The 12,719-nt window shown below is 40.3% G+C and carries 12 protein-coding genes; all 12 read left to right on the top strand.

Annotation, left to right across the window (positions count from 1 at the left end):
- Positions 1 to 286 precede the first annotated feature (286 nt).
- The 12 genes from AC4HCY_RS19270 (at position 287) to AC4HCY_RS19215 (ending at position 12,687) form a co-directional block, all read left to right on the top strand.
- Complete coding sequence (locus AC4HCY_RS19270; protein ID WP_491094927.1) at positions 287 to 2,635, top strand: hypothetical protein; 2,349 nt, start codon at positions 287 to 289, stop codon at positions 2,633 to 2,635.
- Between the two features lie 160 nt (positions 2,636 to 2,795).
- Positions 2,796 to 4,073, top strand: coding sequence for a vWA domain-containing protein (locus AC4HCY_RS19265; protein WP_491094926.1), 1,278 nt, complete (start codon positions 2,796 to 2,798; stop codon positions 4,071 to 4,073).
- A gap of 13 nt (positions 4,074 to 4,086) precedes the next feature.
- Positions 4,087 to 4,725, top strand: a complete 639-nt coding sequence (locus AC4HCY_RS19260; RefSeq protein WP_491094925.1) for a beta-mannanase — start codon at positions 4,087 to 4,089, stop codon at positions 4,723 to 4,725.
- Between the two features lie 10 nt (positions 4,726 to 4,735).
- On the top strand, positions 4,736 to 6,004 hold the full coding sequence (locus tag AC4HCY_RS19255) for a TRAFAC clade GTPase domain-containing protein (RefSeq protein ID WP_323432847.1): 1,269 nt from the start codon (positions 4,736 to 4,738) through the stop codon (positions 6,002 to 6,004).
- Complete coding sequence (locus tag AC4HCY_RS19250) at positions 6,005 to 8,737, top strand: GAP1-N2 domain-containing protein (RefSeq protein WP_491094924.1); 2,733 nt, start codon at positions 6,005 to 6,007, stop codon at positions 8,735 to 8,737.
- Positions 8,738 to 8,857: 120 nt separating this feature from the next.
- Positions 8,858 to 9,130 (top strand): type II toxin-antitoxin system Phd/YefM family antitoxin, encoded by a 273-nt coding sequence (locus AC4HCY_RS19245; RefSeq protein ID WP_491094923.1) that lies wholly within the window; start codon positions 8,858 to 8,860, stop codon positions 9,128 to 9,130.
- Positions 9,131 to 9,404: 274 nt separating this feature from the next.
- Positions 9,405 to 9,626 carry a DUF1659 domain-containing protein gene (locus AC4HCY_RS19240; RefSeq protein WP_491094922.1) on the top strand — a complete coding sequence of 74 codons (222 nt, stop codon included), beginning with the start codon at positions 9,405 to 9,407 and terminating at the stop codon, positions 9,624 to 9,626.
- Between the two features lie 37 nt (positions 9,627 to 9,663).
- Positions 9,664 to 9,882: a DUF2922 domain-containing protein gene (locus AC4HCY_RS19235; protein WP_323432850.1), complete on the top strand. Its 219-nt coding sequence runs from the start codon at positions 9,664 to 9,666 to the stop codon at positions 9,880 to 9,882.
- Positions 9,883 to 9,899: 17 nt separating this feature from the next.
- Positions 9,900 to 10,046 (top strand): YvrJ family protein, encoded by a 147-nt coding sequence (locus AC4HCY_RS19230; RefSeq protein ID WP_323432851.1) that lies wholly within the window; start codon positions 9,900 to 9,902, stop codon positions 10,044 to 10,046.
- A 163-nt stretch (positions 10,047 to 10,209) separates the two neighbouring features.
- Entirely contained in the window at positions 10,210 to 10,698 is a 489-nt protein-coding gene (locus tag AC4HCY_RS19225) for a hypothetical protein (protein ID WP_323432852.1), read from the top strand.
- Positions 10,695 to 12,029: a TrkH family potassium uptake protein gene (locus AC4HCY_RS19220; RefSeq protein WP_323432853.1), complete on the top strand. Its 1,335-nt coding sequence runs from the start codon at positions 10,695 to 10,697 to the stop codon at positions 12,027 to 12,029. Before AC4HCY_RS19225 ends, AC4HCY_RS19220 begins: the two co-directional genes overlap by 4 nt.
- A 7-nt stretch (positions 12,030 to 12,036) precedes the next feature.
- The gene (locus tag AC4HCY_RS19215) at positions 12,037 to 12,687 is read left to right on the top strand and encodes a potassium channel family protein (protein ID WP_323432854.1); all 651 of its coding nucleotides are present in this window, start codon (positions 12,037 to 12,039) and stop codon (positions 12,685 to 12,687) included.
- Positions 12,688 to 12,719: the final 32 nt, after the last annotated feature.

The raw sequence follows: 12,719 nt of genomic DNA, 5'->3' as shown, positions 1-12,719 counted from the left end.
ATTTTAACACGGATTAGCACGGAGGGCAACGGAAACAAGGTCAAGTTACTGTCATCCTGAGGGCTCTGCCCGAAGGATCCAATTTAAGATTCTTCAGTCGTTTTGCTCCTTCAGAATGACATATATGGCAAATAAAAAACCTTTCAGTGTTAATCTGTGGAAGGAATCCGTGAAAATCCGTGTTCTCCGTAACCCAGACCTTACAGGAATACCCGTAGACCATAGGCTAGAGACTAGAGACATGAAAATTGCTTCACAATTTTCATAGTATTTTCAGGAGGATATTATGGAAGACTTGATCATCAAATATGCAGAGGAATATGCCCTTTCTGCCGATAAAAGCATGAATATAGAGGATGAGCAAAGGACTGCTTTTAATCCTGCAATATTTGTATTTGTAGGGGATAAGGTTTATGATGCCATAAGCTGTATAAGACAGGATATAGAAGGCAAATGGGATAATAGCAGCGGAGTATTATACTTCCATATATATTCTGAAGATAAATGCCGTGATGAAAATACGCCCGGCTTCAAAATCCAATGCTCAGGGGTTGATCATAAGGAACTGAGGGCCCATATCAGCCATAGCTTTTATAGAGATGAAAAGGGCTTGATAGAACTAAACAACGTTATAAGAAGGCTGAAGAATGATCTATTGCAGTATGGCCGCATGTATTCCAATTTTGAGAAGGTCAATATATCACTGATTACCAGGGCAGATGATCCCTTGAATATATTGATCCCTGAAATAGCTTTGCTCTTGAAAGCAAAGCTTTATGAGGATTTCAAGATCGTATCGGCGGACCTATATACATTGATCCTGGAGAGAAACCATGAGGATAACTTCGGTTATTATTCAGCTGCAGCCATGAGCTTTTTTAGAGAAATAGAATATTTTCAATCAAAGGATTATGATTTCAATGCTCCTCTGGAAGTGCTTGAAGAAGGAATAGAAATAAATGTTTCAAATAATAATACTCCCATATTTGATCTGGTCTATCTGCTGAGCGATAAGAATGAAGCAGGACTGATACTGGAGAACGCACTGAGGAAAAACTATGAGACCATATCCTATATAAGCCTGTTAAAAAACAGGAGCGTTGATGAAAGTTCCTACGATGCCGAAAATGGGATATATAATAACAACCAATTCAAGAACAATATCGGCATAAATTCCCCGAGGGTTTCTTATGCCACGGCTGGACTGTCCAAAGTAAAAAGGCCCAATAGCGCCATCGCCATTGCCGTATTATATAACTTTTACAGAGGGCTGATGGAAAGACTGAAGGATAACGGAAGCTGTGATGATCCGGTAATAATGAAAGCCCTGGGCCTGGATGCAGACAGGATTGAGGCCCTGGTAGGAGATATAGCCGAAAACAGCTTTGATGTTGAGGATATGATGTGCCTTATGACCAATAAGGTTTCCTTTGCGGATTTGCAGGGCATGAGCTTGGGCATGGCGGAAAAGAAACTTTATAATGATGTATGCAGCAAATTTTTTCAAGATAATTATGAAAAGCAGATGGAAAGAAATATTGAAGCTCTGGACCTGGGAAATGAAGTGATAAGGGATATAAGGGAAAACATAATAAACAAACCGGAACTGGGCATATACTGCGCTTATCTGTGGACAAAGGGAAATGTGATATCCAATGAGATAATCGAATTAAATAAAAGCATTCAGAGGGATATCAACAGGCTCAATAAGGAATTGGATGCCATATATGAGGAGCCGGTGTATTTTGGCCCGATGCAAAAAATATTTTTCAATCAAAAAAGTGCTATGAGAAATTTCAAAAGAAGCATGCTGGAGAGGATATACGGGCATAAGCTTCAGATATTGAAGCTCAGAGGACAGCAATGCATTGTGAATAAATATGAAGAGATCTTGCTGAAGCTCAATTCGGACCTGGAAAAATATATCAACAGATTGCTTTATATTAAAAGCAGGATAGAAAAATGCCTATTGAACAATGTTAAGCAGGAGGATGAATATCTGGGGCAAAATATAGAGGAATATTATGAAACAGTGGTTAAAAAAATAATAGAAGATTTTAAAGCCAAATATGAAGATAATTTTTATTTCGAAGAAAGATTTATTGGAAATATATATGAGCTGCTTAAAAGAGATGATGAGATATTAATGGAGAAGCTGATAGATAGCTGCAATAAATACATCCTTCCCACAGAATATTTTAATAGGAATTTCGAAGATGAACTCCATGACAGGGCGAATATCAATATAAAGTTTAACGATGAAAGAGACATATTGACCAAAAAAGAATTATTTAAAAAACTATATGATATACTTGAAGATAATGGAAAGGTAAATATTTATATATTGAATTTTACCACAAGGCATAGATATGAGGAAAAGTACTTATTCGGCAACTACAACAGCGATTTTATACGTTATGCTTTTGAGCTTGATCATGGCAGCAGGACCTATAAACTGGGCTGTATACATGAGAGAAGGACCAGCGGGATTGAAAAGCTGAACCTTATGGGAGGATTCACAATAGAGGATGTCATATATGGGAAAAATGCCATGAAGTATTATGAAATATTTATGAAAAAGGGCTATAGATTGCATGCAATAGATGAGGATAAGCTTCCTCATATAGAATATTAGGATTCAGAGCTCAGAGTTCTGAAGCTATGGTATTCCTTGCGGGTCAGCTGCTAGCTTCTGGCTTCTAGCCTCTAGCTTTGAGTATGCCGCTGGAGTCAGATGGGGACGGGGAACACGGATTGGCACGGGACTTAGAGTTCTATTTAAGGGGGAAAGGTAAATGGGAAAAAGAAGGGTCAGCATCTTAATGCTGTGCTTTAGTATGATCGGAGGGCTATTAGGATTTTTCCTGGGAGAATGGCTCATTGATAAATTTTTGCTGGTATGGCCCAGCCCTATCCTGATGGGGATGTATTTTGGAATTTTAGCCCTGTTTATCGGTATAATGTGCATATTGGCTGAAAAAGTAAGGCCTGTTTTGATCAGTGCAAGCTGGACGAGCAAGTATTATAAAAGCTCCCTGAAATATCTTGTTCCCTGTACCCTTGTTCTATTGTTCTTATGCGCAGGCCTTTTCCAATATATTTACGGGCTGAATTTTCAAAAGGCAAGGAATATAGATGATATAGTGATACTGGTAGACAATTCGGGCAGCTTGAAAGACACTGACCCGCAAAATAAAAGATTTGAAGCGGTGGAGAGCCTGATCGCTGAAATGAATGTGCAAAGCAGAATATCTGTTTCTGTTTTCAGCGACAATATAAATAAAGTTCAAAACATGGAGACTGTGACCCCGGAGGTCAAAAGCAATATTTTAAGCAAGCTTGATGATTACAAGATACCGGATGGAAGGACGAATATCAAAGGCGCTATTTTAAATGCCTTTTCAGATATAAATAATGCAGCTCAAGATGACAGGGCTGCAATGGTTATACTCCTATCGGACGGCGGAGACAATTTTAATCTGGCCGATACTTTTCAAGAAACGCTGGAACCCTATATAGAATCCAATATCCCTATATTTTCTATAGGAATGGCGGGCAGCGATGTAAAAATGCTGAAGAAGATATCCCAGGCCACAGGAGGCAATTACTATAATGTATCCAGCGTGGAAAATGTTAAAAATATATTCAACAAGATATACAGGGAGAAAGATTTAAGGCTATTGGTAGGGGAGAGGCATGGCAGCGCTTCCTGCAGCCTGCTTTATTCCATAATGCGTATAGCTTTTATAGCCGTTATCGGCGCTATAATAGGAATCTCCGTAGGAGTGCTGTTTGATGATAAATATATTGCAAGAAGCTTTGCTCTGGGAGGACTGCTGGCAGGCATAACAGGCGGAGCAATAATAGAAATAGGATTCCGGTGGGCGCCCTGGGCGGGCTTTTTCCACAGGCTCCTGGCGGACATTTCCCTCTCTGCAATATTTGCTCTCTTCCCCTTTGTCATAGGGATCAACGAAGCTCAAAATACAGGGAAGAAAAATGGGAATATCCGGAAGGAATCAAGCTCAAGAGGATCAAGGGATATAGGCAAAACCCAAAGTAGAAGCTTTTAGGGGGGAATGTTTTGTGGAATATAAAGAACCCACATCAATGGGAGAGCAAATAAAGGACATTCAGGGTTTTGTGGATGGAGACAAGCTTGTTTTGAAATGGCTTTGGCCCAATGGGATAGATTCTGTATATATATACAAGTCTTGTGAAGATGAAGCAGTGACCATAGATATGATCAATAATAATAACGCCAGATTATACACAAAAGAAGAATATAAAGAGTTCTACGGATATTATGAAAGAATAAATGAAATAGAGAAGATCACATATTGGATTTTTCCATGTGTGAAAGAAAACGGGAAGCTGTTGCTTATCAATCAAAACGGAATAGATAACAGGATAACATTGAGCCTGGGCAAGGCTAATATATTTTATTCCATCAAGGAAAAAAGAAGATTATTTAAGAATACAAAAATCGTTAAAATAATTGTCAGATGCGATAAGGCCATAGGAAAAGAAGTGCTTTGCTACGTAATAAAATCAGGGGCCAGTCCAATAAATAAGGATGACGGCAAGCGCTATTCCTTTAATCAGGATTTTAATGTAGGAAGAAATCCGCTGCCGGAGATAGAGATCAAAACAGATGACAGCATAAGAATATTCTTTCAGGATGGCAAAAAATACGGTGAGATCTATGAATTGATACGGGAATAGGAGGATGAAAATGGGCATATTTGATAATATTAAAAAAAGCTTAGGCCAAAGGAACAAGAAAGAGCATATACCACCCTATTATGATATAGTTTGTCCTTTTTGCTTTAAGAAATATTCTCCAAAGGAAGTGGTTTTCAGGGCTGCACATGCAGAGGAAGACGATGAGGAATTCTTTCTGAAGGAGGACAGCCTTCTGAATGAATATAGAAGCAAATTCAATCTGGCACCTTTGCCCGATATGGAGGCGATCATCGAGGATATGGACCGGATACCCGAGGAGAGCAAGAAATATGCAGACGGGGTTTTGGTCCAGATAATAGACAAGCACGGCATAGCAACAAATAAAAGATTATGTCCCAAATGCCATAATGAATTGCCTATAACCGCCGGGAAGTTTCCCAGCAATATTATTTCAATAGTGGGAGCATCTCAGGTAGGAAAATCTGTATATATGACTTCGCTGATACATACCCTTCAGAACTTCACCGCCTATAATTTTGATGCTGCCTGCCTCCCCGTGAGTGTTGATGTGAGCAAGAAATTCAGAGAATCCTATGAGGAGCCGCTGTATGACAGGGGGGTATTATTTGATCCGACACAAAAAGAAGTCAGGCAGGAGCCGCTGATGTTTCAGTTTAAGTTTAAAAATGAAAACAAACCCCCTGTTACTCTAGTCTTTTTTGATGTGGCGGGCGAAGGCATGATAGACCAGGATTATATGGACATATTTGCAACCCATATAAAAAACTCCGCAGGTATTTTATTTTTGGTGGATCCACTTCAGATAAGGACCATAAGAAATAAAATTGATATAAAGAAGGGTGCGGATTCGGGAGAATTTGCCTCCAAGTATGATGAGCCCAGGGAGGTTATAATAAGTCTTTTCGAAAACTTTATCGGACATCAGGAAAAGGGCAAGACCGATATACCGACAGCCGTGGTCCTTACAAAAAGCGATATGCTGAGAATATTGTCAGAGGATGAGTATATAAAAGAGAATAGCAATATATTCTACAATGTAAACCACAAGAGCACTTTTAATTTGACGGAATTTGAGAACATAAACGGTGAAGTAAAAAGATTTTTAGAAAAGGTTGACAGAGCCTTTACGGATGCTTTGGAAGTGCATTTTAAAGACAGAGCATTTTTTGCGGTATCAGCGCTGGGAAGCAATCCGGTAGATAGAAGAGTTCAAGGGATAGTCAGTCCTGTCAGAGTAGACGAACCTTTTTTGTGGCTTTTATATAAGCTTGGTTATATAGAAGGGAGCAGGGTCTAAGTGATAGAACAGCAGTATTATACAAGAGAGAGAAGGGGCATATTCCGCTCTGCCGAGGGTTATGACAGCATAGCAAAATCCAAGGGCTTGAATGATAATTTCATAAAGAAATACCTTCATCCCTTTTGCTTCTATAGCCCGCCCAAAAGCCTGGAAGAGATTGATGAAAGAGATATTAGCAAGTTTCCTCAATGCTTGACCTGCTTCCAGGTTGAAAGCGGCGAATTGATCATAGGGAATACTTCTTATGTGGGTGCCGACTTCACCGGACTGAGAAATACCTTTTTCACCCATAACTTTATAATACCGGCCAATGAGAAGGAAGGGTACCTGAAGGATTTCAACAGATTAATATTTGCTGAAGGCTTTGGTTCAAGTTATGACATAGAAAAAGGGAAGCTGATAGAACAGATCAGCCGTCTGCAGTATGATGATGCAGGAGACCTCAAGGCAGATAAGCGAGTGCTCATCGAAAAGCTTGGAATAACCAAAGAAATATTTAAGAAGATGCTGTATGCAGCATTTATGACTGCCGAGGGAAAGAAAAAACTGTATATATCCTTGAACGTGGATATAGGTGATATATCCCTGTATGCGAAAGTTTTATTGAAGCATATCTTTATGGGATTGCCCTATGACCTGAAGAGCAATATGGGATTCATGACCTACTCTAAAGAGGCAGAGGCGAGAAAATACATAAATATAACCTTTGTTGAAAAGGGCAGCATCAGGATGGGTGACAGCAGGTATGAAAGGGATTATGTATTCGATCTGTCCCAAAACAGAATTCCATATAATGATTTTAATATAGAGCATAATGATTATTTGGATTTTATATGGGAAAGCATAATGAGCGGTAAAAGCCCGGATGAGTTTTATAGATTCTGTCAGCCTATTTTAGCAGATATGAAGCAGGATAAACGTATTCAGTTGGAAACCTATGATGAACTGAGCAGGATTTTTCAGATCAGAAACGGAGATGAACAGCTGTTCGTCAATAATAGAGAAGAGATACTGGATAGCTTTTTTAAGTATTTAAACAAAACCAACAGGATTGATAAAGAAGAGCTGGACAGTGTTTTCCTTGAGCTGCTGGATAAGGAAAAGAAGGATTTGATGGAGGCAAGCCGGTATATACCGACAAATAATACCATTCTGTCCTATATGAGATATTACGGATTTGGCGACAGCAGCGTCAATGTAAAAATAGCTTTTATAATACTGCTGGCTATAAAAAATAGCAAGGCTTTCAAAGAAGCAAGCTATGCCTCCCAGGTATTTAAGACCATATCCAAGGACGGAGATCTCCTTAAAGAATTGATAGATATGACCTTCAAATATAATGCACTATTTATCATAGAGGATTATTTCAATGAAAGGCTGAATAGCATAACCGGCCTGAAGGAGCTTTTCAATGAGATCAAATTTTGGGCTGATACATCCTATAAGATTGTTTCAGAGGGATTTTTCATAAATGGAACCCTGGATAAGCTGCTGGGTTTTTTAGAAAAGTCAAGGGACAAGATCTATATGGGAAAGGAGATACATCAGTTTATCCCCGGGCTTTGCAATAACTCTGGGTCTCCCCAGGCCGGCAAAGCGTGCAAGGAGTATGGAGAATACATTCTGAAGAGAGTAAAGGAATATATATATAGAAACATAGAATTAGGCCAATTAGAGAGCAAAGACATAATAAATCTGGGTTATCTGAAGCTCGGCACAGATGAAGAGAAATATTTAATTCTGGAGGATATCAGGGATCTGATGGCGGAAGACGGCGAAAAAGCCAGGAGCAGCATCAGAGAAAGAATGCTTGATAAGAGATATGGCATATATGCAGATAATATGAAATCCCTGATAAAGAAAATCTATAAGGACAATATCAGCCCCTCAAGCTTAGAGAATATTTCAATGGCGTTTATCCAAGGGGGAACTGTGAGGGAGCCGAAGTATGATGCGGAGCAAATGCTGGGCTATATTTATTCAAATGGAGGGAAAGCTTCGGTTTACGATTATATAATATGGTCCTTTGAAAACAATGTTTTCACCAATACTCTCAATTATGAAAGCCATAAAGATGCAGTGAAGAATTATTTCATAAATGATGACAGAGAAGCCATTAAGGATAAAGCCATAAGGAAAAGACTATATGGCTGCAATAACAAACTGTTGGATATGATGATAAAGGATATAGACTATGAGGTTTCCAGCCCTTTTATGAAATTTATGGAGAAAAATAAGAATAAAATAATGGGGACTGCAGGAATAGCTTTAGCATCCATTTTATTGATATTTGCCTCTCTATTTTTCCTGGAATATGTACACAGGGGAGAAAATGAGCCCGGTGAAAATCCTGCAAGGATTCAAATAGCTGATATGAAGATCCGGATTAAATCGGAGATAGATAATATAGCAGGAGAGGATTTTAATTATAAAATTTTTGCAGGAATCGAAGACATAGGAGAAGCTGATATTGAAACCGGGATCACCTATAAAAATATCATGATTGACAATGATGGTAATTTCTCTGCAGAAGAAGAGGATGTAGAAGAGTTCGAAAGGAAAGGAAGAAGCAAGATAAAGGATGATATTATCCTGAAGTACTCCGTCCGTTTAAGCACACGAAAAGATTTGAAAGCTGAAAATGTTGACAGCCAAGAAAAACTAGAAAAAGCTTATAAAGCTATAGAAAAGATTTTGGTTGACAATTACCGCATATGGGAAGGGCTGTAAGACCTGCTTACTAAGCCTTTTAATTATATCTTGGCAAAAACAGGATTGATGTTCGGGAAGGATTATAATATAATAATAGCAGAATAATGGTAGAATAATTCCTTTGAGGAGGTGGACTTTTTGATTATCAAATCTTCAACCACTTTGCGAAATGACTACGGCAGCATCTCCGAGCTTGCCCATAAGGAGCAGGAGCCCATATATATCACGAAAAATGGCGAAGGCGACCTTGTAGTTATGAGCATAGAAGCTTTTGAAAAGCGGGAGGAGTTAATCCGGCTGCGGGCGAAACTGGAATTGGCAGAACAATCGCGCCTTGCCGGGGGACCGGCCTTTACACTGAATGAATCACGTCAGCGTTTGGACGAAATCTATGGATGCACAAAGGTATAAGCTCCATATACTTGCGCCCGCCCAGCGTGAACTGCAGGGATAAATTGCTGAAAATGCAGAATTATCGGATGCTCATATGCGGGCATTACCTTTGTATTTACAGGTTGCTTGGTGATACCGTATTTGTTTACCATATTGCGGATGGCCGGAGCAATTATCCCAAGACGATGAAAGACTTATGACCGCATTGCCGTCTCTTTTGGAGGCGGTTTATTTTTTTTTGGAAAATCACCTTCCTTAGAGTTACTTATATATCAGAAGGGAGGTGATATGAATGGCAGTAAACGCAATCGTAAAAAATGTGAAGCTCCAGATAAAATATCTGGGCGAGGTCAAAGACGGCAAGCAGGCATACATCTCAAAGACTTACAACAAGGTAAAGCCTGAAGCCGCAGACCAGGACATCTATGATGCCGCAGGGATCATAGCGGGGCTTCAGACCAAAGAAATATTCAGCATAGGCAAGGCTGAGGATTCTGAACTGGTAGAGGCTTAGCACAATAAGTGACAATGATTGAAGGGAGGTGTAAAGCATGGCAAAGAAGCTTGAAATGACATTTAAGGATGCTGCAGGAAAGACCATGAGGATAAGCGTGGACAATGCAGACGACAATCTTACTCCGGAAGCTGTAAAGACGGCAATGGAGGGCATAATAGCCAAAGATGTGTTTGCAACTGAGGCTGGAAGCCTGATTGCAATCCAGGGAGCAAGAATAGTTGATACCACTATTCAAGAGATGGATATGAAATAGAGCAGGAGGGAGATATCGTGGAAGAGATATTTAACGGAGTGGCAAATGTAGGTTTTCCTATAGCAGTATCCATCTATCTCCTGATAAGGATAGAGGGCAAAATGGAAAACCTCACCAGCTCCATAAACGAATTATCCAGAGTAATAGCATCAAAGCTGGATTAGAAGCAAATAAGGGGCCGGTATTTCTAAGGTAAAAGAAGTGCCGGCCCCGTTCAATTTGTTTCCTTATACTATCTTTATACTGCAAGTGCCAATCTTAATACAAAATTTATACCATGCGTGCTACACTTATTTCTATCGGATAGCTGCCTGGAAGGTGATGTTGATGGATGCGGCTCTTTGGATTATTTGTTTTTTATACATTGGGATATTGGGCTTTATTATGATGGGCAAGCTGGACTGCTTTATTGCTTCGGGGGGCTTTGCAAAAGAACCTACTGAAGCTTGCATGCAGCCGGCTGATGCTGATGCAGTAGTTTATATAGGCGGTGAGGCACATGCACCTGTCTGGTCCTATAAAAATGGTGAAAATTTGAATATAGTTTTTATTACCGAGGTGAGTGAAATCTTAGATGAAAGAAATTTTGCATATATTTTTGCTTTTTCTGAAAGCGATTTGGAAAACTTGATGGTTTCGTCAATGGCGAAGAAAAGGAATGAAAAAGTATATGCCGGAGCTGTTTGCAACGATCCGGGAAACAAAAAACTTTTTGATATGCTCAATATTGCTATATTGCAGCCGGAGCATTTCTCTCCGGAATGTATTGTCTCGATAATTAAATCAGATGTTGATAGAAGGGTTAATCTAATATGAAAAAATGGTATCTTTCATATATACAAATCATTGCTGTAGGATTTATGCTCATAATCTTGACGGGCGCTGTTCTCCTGAGTCTGCCTGCAGCTTCGCGGACAGGCAATTATACGCCGTTTATCGATTCGTTGTTTACGGCAGCATCGGCAACCTGTGTTACAGGGCTGGTCGTTTATGATACCTACACCCACTGGTCATTTTTTGGGCAGGCAGTCATACTTTTGCTGATCCAGACAGGCGGCCTGGGATTTATGAGCATGGCGACTCTCATATCCATGTTCCTGCGCAGAAAAATAGGCCTGAAGGAGCGTGAACTGATGAAGGAAGCAGTGAGCTCCATGTATCTCGGAGGAATCGTAAGGCTTACCCGGCATGTGCTCATCGGAACGCTTCTTTGTGAAAGCATCGGTGCTATACTCCTAGCCCTTCGATTCTGTCCTGAAATGGGGCTTTGGCAGGGTATATACTATGGAATTTTTCACTCGGTTTCAGCTTTTTGCAATGCCGGTTTTGATCTCATGGGGAGGTTCGGACAGTTTTCATCCTTGACCAGATACTCCGGAGATATTTTGGTCAATCTGGTCATCATGTCCCTTATCGTAATCGGCGGCATAGGATTTTTTGTTTGGGAAGATATCCATAAGCATAAATTGTCTTTCCACAGCTATCAGCTTCATACAAAGATCGTTCTTACCACCACTGCCGCTTTGATAATAGTTCCGTCCATATTGTTCTTCCTGATGGAGAGAGGTTATGCTCTCAAAGAGATGGATACTCTCCAGGCTGTCATAGCATCAGTCTTTCAATCCGTTACGCCCAGAACGGCAGGGTTTAATACTGTGGATATAGCTTCGCTCCGAAGCGGTACGCTGCTGTTGACCATAATCCTCATGATGATCGGAGGATCATCCGGCTCTACAGCCGGAGGTATCAAGACTACGACGCTTGCAGTGCTTATTATGTCGGCTATCTCAGTTATAAAGGGAAGGGATTTCTTACGGGCATATGAGCGGAAGCTGGAAGGAAACGCTCTAAGGCGGGCGTGTGCGGTATTTCTTACGTATCTTGCCGTAGCCATGTCAGCTACGCTAATACTAAGCATGCTGCAGGATTTTACCATGGAGCAGCTGCTCTTTGAGGTGTTTTCTGCAATGAGTACCGTAGGCCTGACTACGGGTATAACACCGGCTCTGAGTGCTGCATCAAAGCTGCAGATAGCTTTATTGATGTACTTCGGGCGCGTTGGAGTATTGTCTATTGCTTTGGCCTTTACGAAAACGCCTGAAAATATTCCGGTGGAGTATCCGTGTGAAAAAATAATGATAGGGTGAAGAAAAAATGAAATCTGTATTGGTAATAGGTATGGGTCGTTTTGGACAACATATAGCAATGAAATTTGAAGAGCTTGGCAACGAGGTCATGGCCGTCGATATTTCTGAAGAAAAGATCAACGAGATATTGCCCAAGGTAACCAGTGCCCAGATAGGGGATTGTACTAAAGAGCCGGTTTTACGTTCGATAGGTGTCGGCAACTTTGACATATGCATCGTTGCGGTAGGAAATAATTTTCAGTCATCCCTGGAAATCACGCTTTTGCTGAAGGAACTGGGCGCTCAGAAGATAATAGCGAAAGCCAGCCGGGATATACATGCAAAATTTCTCATGCGCAGCGGAGCCGATGAGGTCATATATCCGGAGAAAGAGATGGCTGAAAAGGCAGCGGTAAGGTATAACGCAAGAAATGTCTTCGATTATATCGAACTGACACCGGAGTATTCGGTATTTGAAATCACACCCATGGATTCATGGATAAACAAGACCATAGAACAGGTGGCCGTGAGAACCAAACATCACATATCCATCCTTGCGACAAAGATTGGAGATAACATCAGGCCCCTTCCTAAGCCGGATCATGTTTTTACACATGAAGAACATTTGATAGTTTTCGGCAGGAAGGAAGACGTATTTAAGTTCACAAAAAGGATATAGGGAAACTGTGATATAATGGTAATATGACGAGC

This window comes from Lutispora sp. QWL-02 (assembly GCF_058315355.1).
Note: the sequence above shows the minus strand (reverse complement) of the source record. Positions and strands in the feature narration are given on the sequence as shown.

What these genes read in the sequence shown, in the direction of transcription:
- AC4HCY_RS19215 (WP_323432854.1), top strand. Translation starts at nt 12,037, where the DNA reads ATGAAATCTGTATTGGTAATAGGTATGGGTCGTTTTGGACAACATATA.
- AC4HCY_RS19235 (WP_323432850.1), top strand. Translation starts at nt 9,664, where the DNA reads ATGGCAAAGAAGCTTGAAATGACATTTAAGGATGCTGCAGGAAAGACC.
- AC4HCY_RS19265 (WP_491094926.1), top strand. Translation starts at nt 2,796, where the DNA reads ATGGGAAAAAGAAGGGTCAGCATCTTAATGCTGTGCTTTAGTATGATC.
- AC4HCY_RS19220 (WP_323432853.1), top strand. Translation starts at nt 10,695, where the DNA reads ATGAAAAAATGGTATCTTTCATATATACAAATCATTGCTGTAGGATTT.
- AC4HCY_RS19270 (WP_491094927.1), top strand. Translation starts at nt 287, where the DNA reads ATGGAAGACTTGATCATCAAATATGCAGAGGAATATGCCCTTTCTGCC.
- AC4HCY_RS19225 (WP_323432852.1), top strand. Translation starts at nt 10,210, where the DNA reads ATGGATGCGGCTCTTTGGATTATTTGTTTTTTATACATTGGGATATTG.
- AC4HCY_RS19240 (WP_491094922.1), top strand. Translation starts at nt 9,405, where the DNA reads ATGGCAGTAAACGCAATCGTAAAAAATGTGAAGCTCCAGATAAAATAT.
- AC4HCY_RS19255 (WP_323432847.1), top strand. Translation starts at nt 4,736, where the DNA reads ATGGGCATATTTGATAATATTAAAAAAAGCTTAGGCCAAAGGAACAAG.